18 protein-coding genes are annotated in these 17,886 nt (G+C 73.2%); 13 read left to right on the forward strand and 5 right to left on the reverse strand.

All coding sequences use genetic code 11. The features are described from left to right. The first annotated feature begins 29 nt into the window (after nucleotides 1–29). Genes ACIRVF_RS12710 through ACIRVF_RS12720 form a run of 3 tightly spaced genes read left to right on the forward strand, consistent with a single transcriptional unit; the run spans nucleotide 30 to nucleotide 3,492 of the window. Nucleotides 30–1,394, forward strand: coding sequence for an aldehyde dehydrogenase family protein (locus ACIRVF_RS12710; RefSeq protein WP_402816307.1), 1,365 nt, complete (start codon nucleotides 30–32; stop codon nucleotides 1,392–1,394). After that, a complete protein-coding gene (locus ACIRVF_RS12715; RefSeq protein WP_402816308.1) occupies nucleotides 1,394–2,425 on the forward strand; it encodes a proline racemase family protein in 1,032 nt (343 codons plus the stop codon). Before ACIRVF_RS12710 ends, ACIRVF_RS12715 begins: the two co-directional genes overlap by 1 nt. Next, a complete protein-coding gene (locus ACIRVF_RS12720; protein ID WP_402816309.1) occupies nucleotides 2,422–3,492 on the forward strand; it encodes an ornithine cyclodeaminase family protein in 1,071 nt (356 codons plus the stop codon). Before ACIRVF_RS12715 ends, ACIRVF_RS12720 begins: the two co-directional genes overlap by 4 nt. Here ACIRVF_RS12720 and ACIRVF_RS12725 read toward each other — a convergent pair. Further along, nucleotides 3,480–3,815 (reverse strand): hypothetical protein, encoded by a 336-nt coding sequence (locus ACIRVF_RS12725; RefSeq protein ID WP_402816310.1) that lies wholly within the window; start codon nucleotides 3,813–3,815, stop codon nucleotides 3,480–3,482. The genes ACIRVF_RS12720 and ACIRVF_RS12725 overlap by 13 nt on opposite strands. 91 nt (nucleotides 3,816–3,906) lie before the next feature. Continuing rightward, nucleotides 3,907–4,512 (reverse strand): TetR/AcrR family transcriptional regulator, encoded by a 606-nt coding sequence (locus ACIRVF_RS12730; protein ID WP_402816311.1) that lies wholly within the window; start codon nucleotides 4,510–4,512, stop codon nucleotides 3,907–3,909. A gap of 106 nt (nucleotides 4,513–4,618) precedes the next feature. Here ACIRVF_RS12730 and ACIRVF_RS12735 point away from each other — a divergent pair, with 106 nt between their 5' ends. The 3 genes from ACIRVF_RS12735 (at nucleotide 4,619) to ACIRVF_RS12745 (ending at nucleotide 7,124) form a co-directional block, all read left to right on the forward strand. Next, nucleotides 4,619–5,500, forward strand: coding sequence for an NAD(P)-dependent oxidoreductase (locus tag ACIRVF_RS12735; protein WP_402816312.1), 882 nt, complete (start codon nucleotides 4,619–4,621; stop codon nucleotides 5,498–5,500). A gap of 188 nt (nucleotides 5,501–5,688) precedes the next feature. Beyond that, a complete protein-coding gene (locus tag ACIRVF_RS12740; RefSeq protein WP_402816313.1) occupies nucleotides 5,689–6,399 on the forward strand; it encodes a GntR family transcriptional regulator in 711 nt (236 codons plus the stop codon). A gap of 101 nt (nucleotides 6,400–6,500) precedes the next feature. After that, nucleotides 6,501–7,124 carry a Uma2 family endonuclease gene (locus ACIRVF_RS12745; RefSeq protein ID WP_402816314.1) on the forward strand — a complete coding sequence of 208 codons (624 nt, stop codon included), beginning with the start codon at nucleotides 6,501–6,503 and terminating at the stop codon, nucleotides 7,122–7,124. A gap of 1 nt (nucleotide 7,125) precedes the next feature. On the opposite strand, the gene ACIRVF_RS12750 is transcribed toward ACIRVF_RS12745, so the two are convergent. Continuing rightward, nucleotides 7,126–7,806, reverse strand: coding sequence for an ABC transporter ATP-binding protein (locus tag ACIRVF_RS12750; protein ID WP_402816315.1), 681 nt, complete (start codon nucleotides 7,804–7,806; stop codon nucleotides 7,126–7,128). Further along, complete coding sequence (locus ACIRVF_RS12755) at nucleotides 7,803–8,879, reverse strand: ABC transporter permease (protein ID WP_402816316.1); 1,077 nt, start codon at nucleotides 8,877–8,879, stop codon at nucleotides 7,803–7,805. Before ACIRVF_RS12755 ends, ACIRVF_RS12750 begins: the two co-directional genes overlap by 4 nt. A 163-nt stretch (nucleotides 8,880–9,042) precedes the next feature. Between ACIRVF_RS12755 and ACIRVF_RS12760 the strand changes: the two genes are divergently transcribed. The 4 genes from ACIRVF_RS12760 to ACIRVF_RS12775 all read left to right on the forward strand — a co-directional run bounded on the left by ACIRVF_RS12760 (nucleotide 9,043) and on the right by ACIRVF_RS12775 (nucleotide 12,481). Further along, entirely contained in the window at nucleotides 9,043–10,248 is a 1,206-nt protein-coding gene (locus tag ACIRVF_RS12760; protein WP_402816317.1) for a sensor histidine kinase, read from the forward strand. After that, on the forward strand, nucleotides 10,245–10,871 hold the full coding sequence (locus tag ACIRVF_RS12765) for a response regulator transcription factor (RefSeq protein WP_402816318.1): 627 nt from the start codon (nucleotides 10,245–10,247) through the stop codon (nucleotides 10,869–10,871). The genes ACIRVF_RS12760 and ACIRVF_RS12765 overlap by 4 nt, the downstream gene beginning before the upstream one ends. Nucleotides 10,872–10,915: 44 nt before the next feature. Next, on the forward strand, nucleotides 10,916–11,938 hold the full coding sequence (locus tag ACIRVF_RS12770) for a nitronate monooxygenase (RefSeq protein WP_402816319.1): 1,023 nt from the start codon (nucleotides 10,916–10,918) through the stop codon (nucleotides 11,936–11,938). Between the two features lie 213 nt (nucleotides 11,939–12,151). Further along, the gene (locus ACIRVF_RS12775) at nucleotides 12,152–12,481 is read left to right on the forward strand and encodes an XRE family transcriptional regulator (RefSeq protein ID WP_402816320.1); all 330 of its coding nucleotides are present in this window, start codon (nucleotides 12,152–12,154) and stop codon (nucleotides 12,479–12,481) included. 18 nt (nucleotides 12,482–12,499) lie between these two features. On the opposite strand, the gene ACIRVF_RS12780 is transcribed toward ACIRVF_RS12775, so the two are convergent. After that, nucleotides 12,500–13,951: an aminopeptidase P family protein gene (locus ACIRVF_RS12780; RefSeq protein WP_402816321.1), complete on the reverse strand. Its 1,452-nt coding sequence runs from the start codon at nucleotides 13,949–13,951 to the stop codon at nucleotides 12,500–12,502. A 194-nt stretch (nucleotides 13,952–14,145) separates the two neighbouring features. On the opposite strand from ACIRVF_RS12780, the gene ACIRVF_RS12785 reads away from it, so the two are divergent. Genes ACIRVF_RS12785 through ACIRVF_RS12795 form a run of 3 tightly spaced genes read left to right on the forward strand, consistent with a single transcriptional unit; the run spans nucleotide 14,146 to nucleotide 17,886 of the window. After that, nucleotides 14,146–15,900 (forward strand): ABC transporter substrate-binding protein, encoded by a 1,755-nt coding sequence (locus tag ACIRVF_RS12785; RefSeq protein WP_402816322.1) that lies wholly within the window; start codon nucleotides 14,146–14,148, stop codon nucleotides 15,898–15,900. A gap of 11 nt (nucleotides 15,901–15,911) precedes the next feature. Beyond that, the gene (locus ACIRVF_RS12790) at nucleotides 15,912–16,868 is read left to right on the forward strand and encodes an ABC transporter permease (RefSeq protein WP_402816323.1); all 957 of its coding nucleotides are present in this window, start codon (nucleotides 15,912–15,914) and stop codon (nucleotides 16,866–16,868) included. Nucleotides 16,869–16,899: 31 nt separating this feature from the next. Then, nucleotides 16,900–17,886, forward strand: coding sequence for an ABC transporter permease (locus ACIRVF_RS12795; RefSeq protein WP_402816324.1), 987 nt, complete (start codon nucleotides 16,900–16,902; stop codon nucleotides 17,884–17,886).

Raw genomic sequence — 17,886 nt, forward strand, 5'->3', positions numbered from 1 at the left:
TGTGAACTCGCTCTGAAGGGCTGGTAGTTGTGAGCATCACCTCGTACAACCCCGCCGACCCGGCCGACCTGGTGGTCGCCGTCAAGGCGCCCGGCGCCGAGGCCGTGCGGGCCGTCGTCGGACGGGCCCGGGCCGCGCAGGGCGACTGGCTCGCGGCCGGTGCGGGCGCCCGCTCGGCGGCGCTCGGCCGGATCGCCGAGGCGGTCGAGGCGCACGCGGAGGAGCTGGCCGCGCTGATCGTGCGCGAGGTCGGCAAGCCGCTCGCCGAGGCGCGGGGGGAGGTCGCCCGGACGGCGGCGATCTGGCGCTACTACGCCCAGGCGCCGTACGACCCGTCCGGGGCGGTGCACGAGACCGCCGCCGGGCCCGGGCTGCTGCTCACCCGGCGCCGGCCGTACGGGGTGGCCGGGCTGATCGCGCCGTGGAACTTCCCGCTGGCGATCCCGAGTTGGAAGGCCGCTCCGGCACTGGCGGTCGGGAACACGGCGGTGCTCAAGCCCGCGCCGGAGGCGACGGCGTGCGCGCTGCGGCTGGCCGAGCTGGTGTCGCGGGCCTCGCTGCCCGAGGACGTGTTCACAGTGGTGCCCGGTGGGGCCGGGGAGGGCGCGGCGCTGGTCGACGCGGCGGACGTGGTGTCCTTCACCGGCTCGACCGGGGTCGGCCGGGCCGTGGTGCGGGCCGCCACCGGGCGCGGGGTGCCGGTGCAGGCCGAACTGGGCGGTCTGAACGCGGCGTTGGTGCTTCCGGACGCCGACGTGGAGCTGGCGGCCGGGCACATCGCGGCCGCGATCGCCGGGTACGCCGGGCAGAAGTGCACCGCCACCAGCCGGGTGATCGCGGTGGGCGCGGCGTACCAGCCGTTGCGGGAGGCGCTGGTCAAGGCCCTGGCGGCGGTGGACGATTCGGTCTGCGGGCCGGTGGTCAGCGCCGCCGCGCGGGAGCGGATGGTCGGGGCGGTCTCCTCGGCCGTCGAGGCCGGGGCGAGCGTCCTGGTCGGCGGCGGGGTGCCCGAGCGGGCCGGCTGGTACGTCGAGCCGACCCTGCTCGCCGGGGTGCCCGCCCGACACCCGCTGGCGCGTGAGGAGTTCTTCGGCCCGGTGGCGGTGCTGCACGCCGCCGCCGACCTGGACGAGGCCGTCGGGCTCGCCAACGACACCCCGCACAGCCTCGCCACCTCGGTGCACACCCGCAGCCTGGACGCGGCTCTGGCCGCCGCCGACCGGCTGGACGCGGGCATGATCCGGGTCAACGCCCCGTCCAGCGGCGTGGACTTCCACCTGCCGTTCGGCGGGACCAAGGGAGCGAGCCACGGCGAGCGCGAACAGGGCCGGGCGGCACTGGAGTTCTACACGGTCAGCCGGACCGTCAGCGTCCTGCCGGGCGGGGGGCTGTGATGCTCCACGTCCGCACCGTCGACTACCACACGGCCGGGGAGCCGTTCCGGATCGTGCTGGACGGGGTGCCCCCGATCCCCGGTGACAGCGTCGCCGAGCGGCGGGCCGTCGCGATCGGCGCGGGCGGCAGCGCGACCGCGCCCCGGCCGAGCGCCCTGGACGAGATCCGCCGGCTGCTCGTCCGGGAGCCGCGCGGGCACGCCGGGATGTACGGCGGGTTCCTGGTGCCCCCGGACGACGACGGGGCGCACCTGGGCGTGCTGTTCTGGCACAAGGACGGCTACTCGACCGCCTGCGGGCACGGCACCATCGCGCTCGGCGCCTGGGCCGTCGACTCCGGGCTGGTCCCGGCCCCTGAGGACGGCGTAGCCCGGGTGCGGATCGACGTGCCCTCGGGTCGGGTCACCGCGCTGGTCCACCGGGCGGGCGGGCGCACCACCGGGGTCACCTTCCGCAACGTGCCCAGCCGGGTCAGCGCCCTGAAGCTCCCGCTGGCCACCTCGCGCGGGACGGTGGAGGTCGCCGTGGCGCACGCCGGGGCGTGCTACGTCTCGGTGCCGGCGGCTTCGCTGGGCCTGGCGGTGTCGGCCGAGCAGCTCCCCGAACTCACCGCTGTGGGCCGGGAGATCAGGGAGCTGCTGGCCGGTGCCGAGGAGGTCTCGCACCCGACGGACCCGCGGCTGTCGGGGGTGTACGGCGTCGTGCTGTACGACGAACCCCCGTCGGAGGGGCGGGCCTTGGTGCAGCGGAACGTCACCGTCTTCGCGGACGGGCAGATCGACCGCTCGCCCTGCGGCTCCGGGACCTCCGCCCGCCTCGCGGTGCTGGTCGCCGAGGGGCGGCTCGCGCCCGGGGAGGAACTGCTGCACGAGTCGATCACCGGCACGGTGTTCACCGGTCGGGCGGTGGCCGGCGGCGACCCGTTGGGGGACGGGATCGTCACCGAGGTCGGCGGGGTGGCGTTCCGCACCGGGGACCACCGGTTCGTGCTGGAGCCGGGGGACTCGCTCGGGACGGGGTTCCTGCTGTGAGTGGCGCTGAGCTGCCCGGCGCCGGAGCCCCTGCTGCCGGGCCGGCCGGCGCGGGGACGCCCGGTGCCGGGCCGTCGGGTGCGGCGTTGCCCGGCGCCGGGCTGCCGGGAGCCGGACCGCTCGGCGCCGTTGTGCTGCCCGGTACGGGGGCTGAGCCGCTCCAGTACACCGTGCCGGGCACCGGCGGGGTCCAGCCCGCCGGGGCGGTGCGGGCGATCGAGCGGGTGCTGCTGGACGGGCTGGACCCGGAGGCGGCGCCCGCCCGGTCGGCCGTACCGGTGCCGGCGGGAGAGCTGCTGCTGATGCCGGCCGCCGCCGGGCCGTACGCGGGCGTCAAGATCGCCGGGGTGGCGCCGGACAACCCGGCACGCGGGCTGCCCCGGATCACCGGCAGCTACCTGCTGCTGGACGGGCCGACGCTGCAGCCGCTGGCCGTGCTGGACGGCGCGGCCCTCACGGCCCTGCGCACGCCCGCCGTGACGGTGGCGGCGCTGGCGCGGCTTGCGGCGCCGGGAGCCGAGCACCTGGTGGTGTTCGGCTCCGGTCCGCAGGCGTACGGGCATCTGGACGCGCTGCGCGCGGTGCGGCCGCTGACCCGGCTGACCGTGGTGGCGCGCGATCCCGGGCGGGCTTCCGCACTGGTGGAGTACGGGCGCGGTCTCGGGCTTGCGGCCGAGGTGGGTGGGCCGGAGGCGGTCGGCCGGGCGGACGTGGTGGTGTGCTGCACGACCGCGCGCACCCCGCTGTTCGACGGCGCGCTGGTGCCCGCACATACGGCCGTCGCGGCGGTCGGCTCGCACGAGCCGGAGGCGCGGGAGGTGGACGAGGTGCTGGTCGGCCGGGCCGAGCTGTACGTCGAGGCGCGGACGGTCGCGGCCCGCGAGGCCGGGGACCTGCTGATGGCGGGCGTCGGCGGACGGCAGCTGTGGAACCTGGCCGAACTGGTGCGCGGCGACGCGCTGGTGCCGGACGGGCGGCCGCGGTTCTTCAAGAGCGTCGGGATGGCCTGGGAGGACCTGGCGGTGGCGGCCGAGGTGTACCGGGCCGGGCGGCGTCAGTCGCCGTAGAGGACCAGCCAACTGCCCGGGGTGGCTGCGCAGTTGGCGAGCAGGTTGCGCAGGTCGCGGACGGCCGCCCGCTGGCGGTCGGTGGTGCAGCGAGCGAGCAGCGCGGTGGCCTCCTCGAAGGCGGCCGCCGCGTCCTGCTCGTTGAACAGGGTGTCGCCGTACGGGTCGATCCGGCCGAGCCGGTGGCCGGAGACGTGACGGACGTGCTCGGCCAGGGCCGCGGCCAGGGTCGGACCGTGGTCGGTGGAGAGGTGCAGCAGGGCGGGCGCATCGCGGCGGCCGTTGTGCGGACGGCCGTCGTACAGGGCGATTTCGATTCCCAAGTCCGTCACTCCGGGTGGTGGTCGGGAGTTGTGGAGCCGGAGCCGGTTCGGCGGGAAGGGATCCCCCGCCGGGCCGGCTCCTTCTGCGCTCCTACGGCCGGTAGGTGGCGAGCAGCCGGGCCAGGTGGCGGCCGGCGATGTGCAGCGGCTCCTCGCTGCGGGCGACCTGGGCGGCGAGTTCGGCGCCCTCCAGGGTGTTGATGACGGTGCCGGCCAGCTCGCGGGCGTCCTCGGCTTCGATGCCGGCGGCGCGCAGGCGTTCCTCCACGATGGCCTGCCAGTTGGCGAAGGCCTCGGTCACGGCCTGCTCGATCACCGGGGCGCGGCCGACGGTCTCCAGGGCAGTGGTGGTGATCGGGCAGCCGTCCTGCCAGTCGGAGCCGCGCAGTTCGCGGGCGAGCAGGGTGGTGCAGGTGGTGACCGCCTCGGTCAGGTCCTCGGCGGATCCGAGGCCGGCGCGCAGGATGACGGCGAACTCCTGGTCCCCGTGCCGGATCGCCTCGGCCGCCAACTCCTGCTTGCCGCCCGGGAAGAAGTGGTAGACGGAGCCGAGGGTGGCCGCGGCCTCGCGGGAGATCTGCTTGATCCCGGTGCCCTCGTAGCCCTGGCGCTGCAGCAGCCGGGAGGTGGCCCGGACGATCCGCTCGCGGGTGCCGACGCTGCTGGTCTTCTCGGCGGTCTTCTCGGCGGTCTTCACGGGCCGAATCCTAGCCGAGATTCTGAGTAGAGCGTTCGTTCCAGAGGTGTGCTAGCGTCGCCGTCGGCGCTGGATAGAGCGTTCGTTCTAGAGAAGGGGAATCCCTGTGTCCACCGAGCAGCAGGTGAAGCGGTCCGTGACGGTGATCGGGCTCGGCCCGATGGGGCAGGCCATGGCCGGGGCGTACCTGGACGCCGGCTACGCCGTCACGGTGTGGAACCGTACGGCCGCGCGGGCCGATGAACTGGTCGCCCGGGGCGCACGGTTGGCGCCGAGCGCGGAGGCGGCGGTGGCCGCCAACGAACTGGTGGTGCTCAGCCTGACCGACTACGACGCGGTGTTCGCGGTGCTGGAGTCGGTGGAGGGGGCGGTGGCGGGGAAGGCGATCGTCAACCTCAGCTCGGACACCCCCGCGCGGGCCCGGGCAGCGGCGCGGTGGCTGAGCGAGCGCGGTGCGGGTCACCTCACGGGTGGGGTGCAGGTGCCGCCCTCGGGCGTCGGCAGTCCCGAGTCGTCCACCTTCTACAGCGGGCCGGTCGAGCTGTTCAAGCGGCACCGGGCGGCGCTGGAGGTGCTGACCGGGGCCGACTTCCGGGGCGACGACCCCGGGCTGGCGCAGCTGTACTACCAGATCCAGATGGACCTGTTCTGGACCTCCATGGTCGGTTACCTGCACGCCACCGCGATCGCCGAGGCCAACGGCATCCCGGCCGAGGAGTTCCTGCCGTACCTGTCCTCCACCGCGGCCTCCATGCCGGGCTTCCAGGCGTTCTACGCGTCGCGGATCACGGCCGGGAACCACGCGGGGGACGTGGACCGGCTGACGATGGCGCTGGCCGGCATCGAGCACGTCCGGCACACCGCCGAGGCCTCCGGGGTGGACGACGCCCTGCCGGCCGTCCTGGCCGAGGCCTTCCGGCGCGGCGTCGAGTCCGGGCGCGGCGCGGCGAGCCTGACGGCGCTGGTGGGGCAGTTCCGCGGGGCGTAATCGTCGCGCGCGGTGGCAGATGGGCGGCCGCCGGCCGTTGTCACGGCCGGCGGCCGCTGTCACCATGGCTTCTGGCGGGGTCGACGGGCGTGACGTGTTCGACGGGATGTTCGTTTTCCCGGACTGTTGCACGCTCAACGTAACGTGACATTGTACGCTGGTGTTCTGCACCCACCCGGAGGAACACCATGGCCGAGCTCAAATCCCGCACCCTGATCTCCGTGCAGGAGCGGCTCCGCGACCAGGTCGCCCACGCCCTCCGGGCCGCCCTCATCTCCGGCGAACTGCGTCCCGGCGTGGTCTACTCCGCCCCCGCGCTCGCCGCCGACTTCGGCGTCTCCGCGACCCCGGTGCGCGAGGCCATGCTCGACCTCGCCCGGGAGGGCCTGGTCGAGGCCGTTCGCAACAAGGGCTTCCGGGTCACCGAACTCACCGAGCGCGACCTCGACGACTACACCGAGATCCGCGCCCTGATCGAGGTCCCGACCGTCGGCCGGGTCACGCGGACGGCGACCAAGGAGCAGCTGGAGCGGCTGCGCCCGCAGGCCGAGGCGATCGTCGCGGCCGCCCGCAAGCACGACCTGATCGGCTACCTGGAGGCGGACCGGCAGTTCCACCTCGACCTGTTGGGGCTGGCGGGCAACGCGCGACTGGTGGACGTGGTCGGGGACCTGCGCAAGCGCTCCCGGCTGTACGGGCTGACGCGGCTGGACGAGCAGGGGCAGCTGGTCTCCTCGGCGGAGGAGCACGTGGAGCTGCTGGACCTGATGCTCAGCGGCGACGCGGAGGCGGCCGAGGCCTGCATGACCCGGCACCTCAGCCATGTGCGCTCGCTGTGGGCGGGCCAGGACGAGGCCGCGGAGGCGGAGCGCCCGGGACTGCGGCTGCGGGCCCGGTAGGGGTTCAAACCACTCGTTCAGGTGAAGGTGGAAGACCGGGCGTCGGAATGCGCTCGCGTTTTAGCATGATGCTCTCGACATCGGCAGCCAGGAGGAAATCCATGTCCGCCGCAGCAGTGGAAGAGCCCTTCGAGCAGCGCCCGCTGCTCGATGCCGCCGAGCAGCCGACGCTGCTTGAGGCCGCCGAGCTGATTTCCAACCAGTTCGTCGGGTACCGGGTCGAGATCGTCGGGAGCCAGATCACCGTGACGCCGCCGCCGAATGCTTCGCACGGTAAGTCGCTGAGCCGCCTCATGCGGGCGCTGTTCGCGGCCGGTCTCGACGGGGAAGACGTCGACGTCCTGCAGAACGTCGGCATCTGGTTGCCGGACGGACCTTCTGACTATGCCGTACCAGACCTGTCGATTGTCGACGCCGACATCGATGACCATGTGATCGAGCACAACTGTTACGACCCGGCAGCCTTCCGGCTCGTACTCGAAGTCACCTCGTCGAATCTCAGCGACGACCTCAAGCGGAAACCAACCGCTTACGCGTCTGCCGGTGTGCCCGTTTACGTCATCGTGGACCGGAAGGATCAGCGAGTCATGGTGCTGACCGATCCGAAGGACAGCGAGTACCGGGTGCACGCCGTCCACCACCCCGGGCAGTCGTTCACCTTGCCCGAATCGATCGGGGCAACGGTGACGCTGTCGGTGGACGACGTGCTCGCCGCCAAGAAGTAGTTCAGAACGCCGCGGGGAGGGCCAGCCGGCCGTCGTGGACCTCGGCGATCTGGTCGACCGCCGTCAGGTGGGTGCGGTCGTGGGTGACCAGGACGGTCGCGGTGGCCCGCTGGTGGGTGAGCTCGGTGATCAACCCCAGTACCGCCGCGCCGCGTTCGTGGTCGAGGGCGCTGGTGGGTTCGTCCACCAGCAGCACCGTGGGGTCGTTCATCAGGGCGCGGGCGATGTTGACCCGCTGGCGCTGGCCGCCGGAGAGCTGGTGCGGGCGGCGATGGGCCTGGTCACGGAGGCCGACGGCGTCGAGGAGTTCCAGGGCGCGGGGGAGGGCACTGCGCGGGGAGCGGCCGTCGAGGTGGGCCATCACCTGGAGCTGTTCGACGGCGGTGAGCGAGGGCAGCAGGTTGGCCTGCTGGAAGACGATGCCGATCTTGGTGCGGCGCAGGGCGGTGAGCTCGGCGCGACCGAGGGCCGCCGTGTCGGTGCCGTCCACCACCACCCGCCCGGAGTCCGGGCCGATCAGGGTCGCGGCGACCGCCAGCAGGCTGGACTTGCCGGAGCCGGACGGACCGACGACGGCCGTGAGCGAGCCCTTGGGGACGGTCAGGGAGACCTCGTCCAGGGCGGTCAGCCGGTCGTCGCCGTCCGGGTAGGTCAACGTGATGCGGTCGAGGGTGAGACTCATCGGGCGCTCCCGAGGGCGGTCAGCGGGTCGACGGAGGTGATCCGGCGGATGGACAGGGCCGCGCCGACCGCGCCGAGGGCGATCATGACCGCGGCGGGCAGGAGCAGGGTCGGGGCGTCCAGGACGAAGGGGACGGCGGAGCCGATCAGCGAGCCGGCGCCGAGGGCGATCGCGGTGCCGACGGCCGTACCGAGGAGCAGCAGCAGGACGGCCTGGCCGAGGGCGTCGCGCAGCAGGTAGCGGGTGGAGGCGCCGAGGGCCTTCAACACCGCGACGTCGCCGCTGCGTTGGATCGTCCAGACGGTGAAGAAGGCGCCGATCACCAGGGCCGAGATGGCGAACAGGAAGCCGCGCATCAGCTGGAGGGAGCCGTTCTCGGAGGTGTAGGAGCCGATCGCGGCGAGGGCGTCGTCCCTGGTCCGGGTCTCGGTGCCGAGGCGGCTGTCGGCGGTGGCGAGGTCGGTGCCCGCGGTGGTGCGCAGGGCGATGACGGTGGCGTGGCCGGTGCCGCCGGGGGCGAACTGCTGCCAGTCGGTGAGGCTGGTCCAGATCACCGGGGTGTGGCTGTACGCGGCGTCGCCCTCGACGGCGGCGACGGTGAGGTGGTGCCCGGCCATGGTGAAGTCGGCGCCGGCGGTGAGGTTTCCGAGCTTCTCGGCGGCGGTGGTGGACAGCACGGCCCGGCCGGTGGCGATCCGGGCGCCCTGCGGGGCGAGGTCGGAGCCGTCCGGGACGCCGAAGGCGGAGAGCGCGGCGGTGCGGGTGCCGGCGGCGGCCTTGGTGGTGGTGATGCCGAGCGGCTGGGCGGAGGTGACGCCGGGCTCGCGGGACCAGGCCTGCCACTGGTCCGGGGTGAGCTGGGAGTCGGTGAAGTTGAGCTGCTGACCCTCGGCAGGCTTGGCGAACACCAGGTGGTCCGCGGGCAGGCCGGTGATCGCGGAAATGTTCTGCCGGCCGAGTCCGGCCGTGAGCCCGGACAGCAGCCCGACCAGCACGGTGATCAGCACGATGACGGTTCCCATCAGGGCGAACCGCCCCTTGGCGAACCTCAGGTCCCTCCAGGCGACGAACACGGTGGGCCTTCCTGCGGATGAGACGGATGATGCTCATACGGTCCGCGAAACGGGCCCGCCCGGGCATCGCGCCGGGGATTGCATCCTGGGCATCGAAGGGCCGAAGCGGAGTTCAACCTTTTGATTGATGCCGAGCCTCGGCCGCGGAACTTAGGCTGGAGGGATGGCGACCGAACGATCCAGAACCACTCCCGTCGCCCGCGTCCTCCAGGTCTGCCTGCACCTGCTCGTGGCGGGCCTGCTGGCGCTCGCCGTCGCCCGCGCCGCCCTCGTCGACCGGAGCGCCGATCCGGCCGCCGTCGCAGCCGCCGCCTCCGCGATGGCCGCCGTGTACGCCGTCGGCCCCCGGCTGGCCGCGGTCCGCGGCTCGCGCCGGGGCGCGGCGCTCTGGCTGGCGCTGCTCGGTGTCACCTGGGCGGGCCTGCTGGTCGCCACCCAGGACGGGGTGTGGCTGGCCTTCCCGCTGTACTTCCTGGAACTGCACCTGCTCGGCCGGCGCAGCGGCCTGACCGCGGTCGGGCTGACGGCCGCGGCCTCGATCGCCGCGTGGTCCTGGCACCAGCACAGCTTCGGCCTCGCCGCCTCGATCGGGCCCGCGCTCGGGGCGGCCGTCGCCACCGCCACCGTGCTCGGCTACCAGGCGCTGTACCGGGAGAGCGAGGAGCGGCGCCGCCTGATCGACGAGCTGACCGCGGCCCGCGCCGACGCCGCCGCCGCCCACCACGCGGCCGGGGTGCTGGCCGAGCGCGAGCGCCTCGCCCGGGAGATCCACGACACCCTCGCGCAGAGCCTCAGCTCCATCCAGCTGCTGCTGCGGGCCGCCCAGCGGGCGCTGCCCGAGCGCACCGAGGCCGCGGCCGGGTACGTGGAGCAGGCGCGGCAGGCCGCCCAGGACAACCTGGACGAGGCCCGGCGGTTCATCCGGGCACTGACCCCGCCCGCGCTGGACGGCGATCCGCTGCCGGTCGCGCTGGAGCGGCTGTGCGCGACCACCACGGCGCACGGCGCGCTGCCCGTCCACCTGCACGTCTCAGGGGACCCGGTCCGGCTGCCGGCCGCGCAGGAGGTGGCGCTGCTGCGGATCGCGCAGTCGGCGCTCGGCAACACGGTGCGGCACGCGAAGGCCACGCGGGCCGAGGTGACACTCAGCTACATGGAGGGCGAGGTGGCGTTGGACGTGTTCGACGACGGGGCGGGGTTCGACCCGGCGGCGGTGGCCGGCCGCACCGGCGGGGACGGCGGCTTCGGGCTGCCGTCGATGCGGGCCCGGGCGCGGGCGCTCGGCGGCAGCTTCACGGTGGAGTCGGCGCCCGGGGAGGGCACCGCGCTGGCGGTGCAGCTGCCCGTCACCCCGGAGGTCGGGCCGTGATCCGGCTGCTGATCGCCGACGACCACCCGGTGGTGCGGGCCGGGCTGCGGGCGGTGCTGGAGAGCGAGCCGGACTTCGCCATCGTGGCGGAGGCGGCGACCGCCGAGCGGGCCGTCGAGCTGGCCGCCGGACCGGAGGTGGACGTGGTCCTGATGGACCTGCAGTTCGGGCCCGCTTCGGCGATGAACGGGGCCCAGGCGACCGCGGCGATCACTGCCAGGCCGGGCGCGCCGCGGGTGCTGGTGGTCACCACCTACGACAGCGACGCGGACACCCTGCCGGCGCTGGAGGCCGGCGCGACCGGCTACCTGCTGAAGGACGCCCCGCCCGAGGAACTGGCCCGGGCCGTACGGGCCGCCGCGGCCGGGCGCAGCGCGCTGGCGCCGAGCGTCGCGGACCGGCTGCTGGAGCGGATGCGGACGCCCGCGGCGGCGCTCAGCGCGCGGGAGACCGAGGTGCTGGGGCTGGTCGCGGACGGGTTGACCAACCAGCAGGTCAGCCAGCGGCTGCACCTGAGCCAGGCCACGGTGAAGTCCCATCTGGTGCACATCTACACCAAGTTGGGGGTGGACTCGCGCACGGCGGCGGTGCGGGCGGCGCGCGGGCGGGGGCTGATCCGCTGAGCGTAGGGTGAGTGGGACACCCGGAGGAGTGGGAGGAGCCCCCGATGGCCGTGCGTCTCGACGAACTCGCCGTACCGGTGATCGGCGCCCCGATGGCGGGCGGGCCCTCGACGCCCGAGCTGGCGGCGGCGGTGAACCGGGCTGGCGGCCTGGGGTTCCTGGCCGCGGGCTACAGGAGCGCGGAGGGCATGGCCGAGCAGATCGCCGCCCTGCGGAAGTCGACCGACCGGCCGTACGGGGTGAACCTCTTCGTGCCGGGGCCGCCCGGGGATCCGGAGGCCGTCGCGGCCTACCGGGAGCGGCTGTGGCCGGAGGCAGAGCGGTGGGGCGTCGTACTGCCGGAGGAGATCGGGCCGGACCGGGACGACTGGGAGGCCAAGCTCGCCCTGCTGCTCGCCGACCCGGTGCCGGTGGTCTCCTACACCTTCGGGCTGCCGACGGCCGAGGAGGCGGCGGCGCTGCGGGCGGCGGGGACGACGCAGGTCGGTACCGTCACCACGCCGGAGGAGGCGCGGGCGGCGCAGTCGGTCGGGATGGACGCGCTGTGCGTGCAGGGCCCGGAGGCCGGCGGGCACCGCGGCACCCACCGGGCGGCGGACCCGCCGGGGGAGCTGCCGCTGCTGGAACTGCTGGCCGCCGTACGGGCGGTGACTCCGCTGCCGCTGGTCGCCGCGGGCGGGCTGGGCGACGGTGCGGCGGTCGCGGCGGCGCTGCGGGCCGGGGCGGTCGCGGTGCAGCTGGGGACGGCGCTGCTGCGCTCCGACGAGTCCGGCGCCTCGGCCGCCCACCGGGCCGCGCTCACCGAACTCCCGGAGACCGTCGTCACCCGCGCCTTCACCGGCCGCCCGGCCCGCGGCCTGCGCAACGCCTTCATCGACCGCCACGGCCCGTACGCCCCGCCCGCCTACCCCGAGGTCCACCACCTGACGGCGCCCCTGCGGGCTGCCGCCGCCCGCCGTGCCGACACCACTGCCATGCACCTCTGGGCGGGCACCGCCCACCGGCTGGCCCGCACGGGCCCGGCGGAGGACATCGTGGCGGAGCTGTGGCGGAGCGCGCGGGGGTAGTGCGCCCGGCGCGCGCCGCGCGGGGCGTGTTGTCGCTCGCAGGAGTGGATTGAGCGGGAAAGCGCGAGGTAGCCTATAAGGGACAGCTTAATGTGCTCGTATGTGGGAGATCACCCTTCTGTCGCCGGTTGAGGAGTGGTACGACGAGTCGATCCCGTTGGCGGAGAAGCGCTACGCGGATTACGTCGAGGAGCAACGGAACGGAGTACGCCGATGAAGGGGCGTAGTTGGACCGAGGTGCGGGCCGAGGTCATGGAGCGGTTTCCGGAGCTGGCGACGCCGGAGGCGGAGGCCAGGCGCGCGCGGATGCGTCAGGAGTCCCTGGCTCAGATTCGCGGGTACGAACTGGCCGAGCTGCGGCGCAAGGCCGGGCTCACCCAGAAGCACGTGGCGGAGCTGCTCGGGGTGAGTCAGGCGAGGGTGTCGCAAATCGAGCACGGGCAGCTGGACAGCCTGGACAACCTGCGCGCCTACGCTGCCGCGATCGGCGGCGAGGTCGAGGTGACCGTGAAGCAGGGGGAGCGGACGATCAAGGTGGCTTGATCGTCCACTCGGCCGTCCTCAGCTGAGCAGGTCCGCCATCCAGGACTCGATGGCGGGGACGGTGCGGGGGAGGGCGGCGGACATCAGATGGGCGCCGTCCTCGGTGATGACGAGGTCGTCCTCGATGCGGATGCCGAGGCCGCGCAGTTCCAGGGGCAGGGTTTCGTCGTCGGGCTGGAGGTAGAGGCCGGGTTCGACGGTGAGGACCATGCCCGCTTCCAGGGTGCCGTCGACGTAGCGGTCGGCGCGGGCCTTGGCGCAGTCGTGGTAGTCGAGGCCGAGCATGTGGCCGCTGCCGCAGAGGGTGTAGCGGCGGTGCAGGCCGTTGTCCTCGGCGAGGGCCTGCTCGGCGGGGACGCGCAGGACGCCCCAGTCGGCCAGGCCTTCGGCGATGACGCGCATGGCGGCGTGGTGGAAGTCGCGGAAGCGGGCGCCGGGGCGCAGGGCGGCGATGCCGGCGCTCTGGGCGGCGAGCACGAGTTCGTAGGCCTGGCGCTGGACGGGGGTGAAGGTGCCGCCGAGGGGGAGCGTGCGGGTGATGTCGGCGGCGTAGAGGGTGTCGGTCTCCACGCCGGCGTCCAGCAGGAGCAGGGAGTTCGGGTCGAGGGCGCCGTCGTTGCGGATCCAGTGCAGGACGCAGGCGTGGGCGCCGGAGGCGACGATGGTGGTGTAGCTGGGGCCGTTGCCCTCGGCGCGGGCGCGCAGGTCGAAGACGCCCTCGATCCAGCGTTCGCCGCGGTGGTGGCGCAGGGCGGCGGGCAGTGAGCGGACGACGTCCTCGAAGCCGCTGACGGTGTGGTCGACGGCGAGTTGCAGCTGCTGGACCTCCCAGGTGTCCTTGACCAGCCGCAACTCGGAGAGTACGGCGGCGAGTTCGCCGTTCCGCAACGAGTCGCCGTCCAGGCCGAGCGCAGAGTCGACGAAGGGGTCGGTGCCGGCCGGCACCCGGGTGGGCGGCTGCGGTCCGGTGAGCAGCTTGCCCAGGTCGTCGAGGTGTTCGGTGCGCAGCCCGGTGAGCTGGGCGGCCTCGGCGAGGTCGGGGCGGCGGCCGACCCAGAACTCGCCGTAGCGGCGGTCGCGGTAGAACTCGCCGCCGTCGCGCGGGGAGCGGGGTCGGACGTAGAGCACCGGTTCGTGCCCGGCGGCGCCGGCCGGTTCGAGGACGAGGACGTGGTCGGCCTGGTCCTCGCCGGTGAGCCCGGTGAGCCAGACGTACGCGCTGTGCGGGCGGAAGCGGTGGTCGAGGTCGTTGCAGCGGACCTTGAGGCGTCCGGCCGGGACGATGAGGCGTTCGCCGGGGAAGGCGGCGGAGAGCCGGGCGCGGCGGCCGGGGAAGCGGTCGTACCCGGGGACGCGCTGGTCGGCGGGGAGCGGGGTGGCGGCCCAGTGGGAGGCCATGAAGGCGTCCAGGGTGGGGGAGACCGGGAGGTCGTGGCTTCCGGTGGTGAGTCCGGGCTGCGGGAGGGTCACCGGTGAACTCCTAGGCGGGGGTGGGGAGCTGGGGCGCACGGACACAGCTGGGTAACGGCGGTCGCCACCTCTTGTGCAGTGCAATTTCACATTACTATGTTACGGGTCACACGGCGGTGCGGCCAGAGCCGAGCCCCGCGACCGAACCAGGCTCAGGGCCGGCCAACGCAGGCCCCCCACAGCGGAGTTGCCACATGACCAGGCGCACCCATGCCATCCTCGCCACCGCCCTCGCGGCGGCCCTCACCCTCGGCCTCGGGGCCTGCAAGAACGACAAGAGCGACAGCGGCGGCGCCGACACCGCGGCCGGCAGCACCCGGGCCCCCGGCGCCGAGTCCGGGACGATCGTCGGCGGCACCCCGGTGAAGGGCGGCACCCTGACGGTGCTGTCCAACCAGGACTTCGCCCACCTCGACCCGGCCCGCAACTGGACCATGCCGAACATGGACTTCGGCATCCGGCTGCTCTACCGCACCCTGGTCACCTTCAAGGCCGAGCCGGGCGCCGCGGGCAGCGAGATCGTCCCGGACCTCGCCACCGACCTCGGCCGCCCCTCGGACGGCGGCAAGACCTGGACCTTCACCCTCAAAGAGGGCGTCAAGTACGAGGACGGCACGCCGATCAAGTCCGCCGACATCAAGTACAACGTCGAGCGCTCCTTCGCCCCCGACCTCACCGGCGGCCCCGACTACGCCCAGCAGTACCTGGCCGACGACGACAACTACAAGGGCCCGCTGAACGGTGAGCACCTGGCGAGCATCGAGACCCCGGACGACCGGACCGTGGTCTTCCACCTCAGGCGCCCGGTCGCCGAGTTCTCGTACACCGCGACCCTGCCGACCTTCGCCCCCGTGCCGCAGTCCCAGGACAAGGGCCCCCAGTACGACCTGCGGCCGTTCTCCTCCGGGCCGTACAAGATCGAGACCTACGACCGCGGCAAGCAGCTGGTCCTGGTCCGCAACACCAACTGGGACCAGTCCACCGACCCGGTCCGCAAGGCGTACCCGGACAGGATCGTGGTCACCCAGGGCCTGAAGGCCGGCCAGGTGGACGACCGGATCATCGCCAGCGACGGCGCGGACGCCTCCTCGGTCGAGTGGATGAACCTGCGGCCGGAGTCCGTCTCCAAGGTGCTGCCCAAGGCGGACGTGCGGTCCCGGCTGATCGCCGAGCAGGAGGGCTGCACCGACATGCTGTACCCCAACACCTCCAAGGCGCCCTTCGACGACCCCAAGGTGCGCGAGGCCCTGATGTACGCCGTCGACCGGGATGCCCAGGTGACGGCGAACGGCGGCCCGGCGATGGGCGACGTGGCCACCTCCTACCTGCCGCCCGCGCTGACCGGCGGCACCAAGCTGGACCCGTTGAAGATCCCGTCCACCGGTGACCCGGAGAAGGCCAAGCAGCTGCTCAAGGACGCGGGCAGGACCGACCTCAAGGTCTCGCTGACCGTCTCCACCGGCGACAAGACCCGGGCCGAGGCGCTGCAGCAGTCGCTGGCGAAGGTCGGCATCCAGGTCACCATCACCACCGCCGACCCGTCCGTCTACTACGACACCATCGGCGACACCAGGAACGCCCCCGACCTGGCCATCCTCGGCTGGTGTCCGGACTACCCGTCCGGCGCGACCTTCCTGCCGCAGGTCTTCGACGGCCGCACCATCAAGGAGAAGGGCAACCAGGGCAACGTCGAGCAGTTCCGCGACCAGGCCACCTCGGACCGGATCGACCGGATCAGCGCGATGTCCGACGTCGCCGAGGCCAACAAGGCGTGGCAGCAGCTCAACGAGGACCTGCTGAAGAAGGCGCCCACCGTGCCGCTGCTGTGGCAGCGCCGCCCGCTGCTGGCCGGGACGAACGTGGCCGGGGCGTTCGGCTCCCCGGTGTGGACCGGTCAGTGGGACTTCGCCACGATCGGCCTCAAGGACCCCTCGAAGAGCAAGGGCTGAGGTCCCGTCCGATGAGCACCACCCTCGAAACCGCTACGGCCGAAGCGCCGCCGACCAAGACGAAACGTTCCGGCAGGGGCCCCTGGCGGCTGGTCTGGGACCAGCTCCGGGCCAAGGGCTCGGCCCGCTTCGCCCTGGTCACCGTCGCCCTGCTGATCCTGCTCGCCGTCCTCGCCGAGCCGCTGAGCGAGCTCGGCGGCTGGACCCCCGAGGAGTTCGACAAGCGCGCCGTGGACCCGTACCTGGGCGGCCAGCCGATCGGCGACTTCGGCGGCATCGGCACCCGGCACTGGCTGGGCGTCGAACCCGCCACCGGGCGCGACCTGTTCGCCCGGGTGCTGCACGGCGGCCAGGTCTCGCTGCTGATCGCCTTCACCGCCACCGCCCTGGTGGTGGTCACCGGCACCCTGGTGGGCATCGCGGCCGGCTACTTCGGCGGGCGCACCGACACCGTGCTGTCCCGGCTGATGGACCTGACCATGTCCTTCCCCTCGCTGATCTTCATGATCTCGATGATGTCGGTGGCCAAGGACGTCAACCGGATCCTCCTGATCACCCTGGTGATCGGGCTGTTCACCTGGCCCGGCATCGCCCGGGTGGTGCGCGGCCAGACCCTCTCGCTCAGGCACCGCGAGTACGTCGAGGCCGCCAGGGTCGGCGGCGCCCGCCCCTGGCGGATCCTCACCCGGGAGATCCTCCCCAACGTCTCCGGCCCGGTCATCGCCTACACCACGCTGCTGGTGCCCGGCATGATCGCCACCGAGGCGGCGCTCAGCTACCTCGGCGTGGGCGTGCGCCCGCCGACCCCCTCCTGGGGCCAGATGATCGCCGAGAGCATCAGCTTCTACGAGACCGACCCGACCTACTTCCTGATCCCGACGGCCTTCCTGTTCCTCGCCGTGCTCGCCTTCACCCTGCTCGGCGACGCGCTGCGCGACATCCTCGATCCCCGGGGAGGCCGGTCATGACCCTCCACCTCGACCCCAGGGGAGGGCGGTCGTGATCCTCTACCTCGGCCGCCGGCTGCTCGGCGCGCTCGGCATCCTGCTGGCGGTCTGCGCGATCACCTTCACCATCTTCTACCTGCTGCCCGCCGACCCGGCCGTGGCCGCCTGCGGCAAGACCTGCAGCCCCGAGCGGGTCGCCGAGGTCAAGGCCGCGATGGGCCTGGACAAGCCGGTCTGGGAACAGTTCGCCACCTACGTGACCGGCATCTTCGCCGGACGCGACTACGGCACCGGAGCCGGTGCCACCCACTGCGGCTTCCCCTGCCTCGGCTACTCCTACGAGTACTCGCTGCCGGTCTGGGGGCTGCTCACCGACCGTCTGCCGGTCTCCGTCTCGCTGGCCGTCGGCGCCTCCCTGCTCTGGCTGGTCCTCGGCCTGGGCGCGGGCGTCACCTCGGCGCTGCGCAAGGGCAAGGCCGTCGACAAGGCGCTGATGGTGTTCTCGGTCGGGGCGGCCTCGCTGCCGGTCTACTTCACCTCGATCATGCTGATCTGGGGCGTGGTCAGGACGGCAGGACTGCTGCCCTACCCGTCGTACCACGCGTTCACCGACGGCCCGGTCGCCTGGGCCTCCAACCTGCTGCTGCCCTGGATCGCCCTCGCCCTGCTGTACGCGGCCATGTACGCCCGGCAGAGCCGCAACTCGATGATCGAGGCGATGGCCGAGCCGTACATCCGCACCGCCCGGGCCAAGGGACTGCCGCCGCGCACGGTGACGGTCAAGCACGGGCTGCGCTCCGGGATGACGCCGATCCTGACCATCTTCGGGATGGACCTCGGCGGGCTGCTGGCCGGCGCCGTCATCACCGAGTCGATCTTCGGACTGCCCGGCGTCGGGCGGCTCTTCTACGACGCGCTGGTGCGCTCCGACCAGCCGGTGATCCTCGGCGTCACCCTGCTCGCGGCCACCTTCATCGTCGTCGCGAACCTGCTGGTCGACGTGCTGTACGCGTACGTCGACCCGAGAGTGAGGTACTGA

The sequence above is a fragment of the Kitasatospora sp. NPDC101157 genome, from assembly GCF_044768255.1.
Taxonomy (GTDB): domain Bacteria; phylum Actinomycetota; class Actinomycetes; order Streptomycetales; family Streptomycetaceae; genus Kitasatospora.

Bases quoted from the DNA above. Each gene is read 5' to 3' on its own strand.
- ACIRVF_RS12775 (WP_402816320.1), top strand. From the start codon at position 12,152: ATGAAGGGGCGTAGTTGGACCGAGGTGCGGGCCGAGGTCATGGAGCGG.
- ACIRVF_RS12770 (WP_402816319.1), top strand. From the start codon at position 10,916: ATGGCCGTGCGTCTCGACGAACTCGCCGTACCGGTGATCGGCGCCCCG.
- ACIRVF_RS12750 (WP_402816315.1), bottom strand. From the start codon at position 7,806: ATGAGTCTCACCCTCGACCGCATCACGTTGACCTACCCGGACGGCGAC.
- ACIRVF_RS12785 (WP_402816322.1), top strand. From the start codon at position 14,146: ATGACCAGGCGCACCCATGCCATCCTCGCCACCGCCCTCGCGGCGGCC.
- ACIRVF_RS12760 (WP_402816317.1), top strand. From the start codon at position 9,043: ATGGCGACCGAACGATCCAGAACCACTCCCGTCGCCCGCGTCCTCCAG.
- ACIRVF_RS12740 (WP_402816313.1), top strand. From the start codon at position 5,689: ATGGCCGAGCTCAAATCCCGCACCCTGATCTCCGTGCAGGAGCGGCTC.
- ACIRVF_RS12745 (WP_402816314.1), top strand. From the start codon at position 6,501: ATGTCCGCCGCAGCAGTGGAAGAGCCCTTCGAGCAGCGCCCGCTGCTC.
- ACIRVF_RS12790 (WP_402816323.1), top strand. From the start codon at position 15,912: ATGAGCACCACCCTCGAAACCGCTACGGCCGAAGCGCCGCCGACCAAG.
- ACIRVF_RS12715 (WP_402816308.1), top strand. From the start codon at position 1,394: ATGCTCCACGTCCGCACCGTCGACTACCACACGGCCGGGGAGCCGTTC.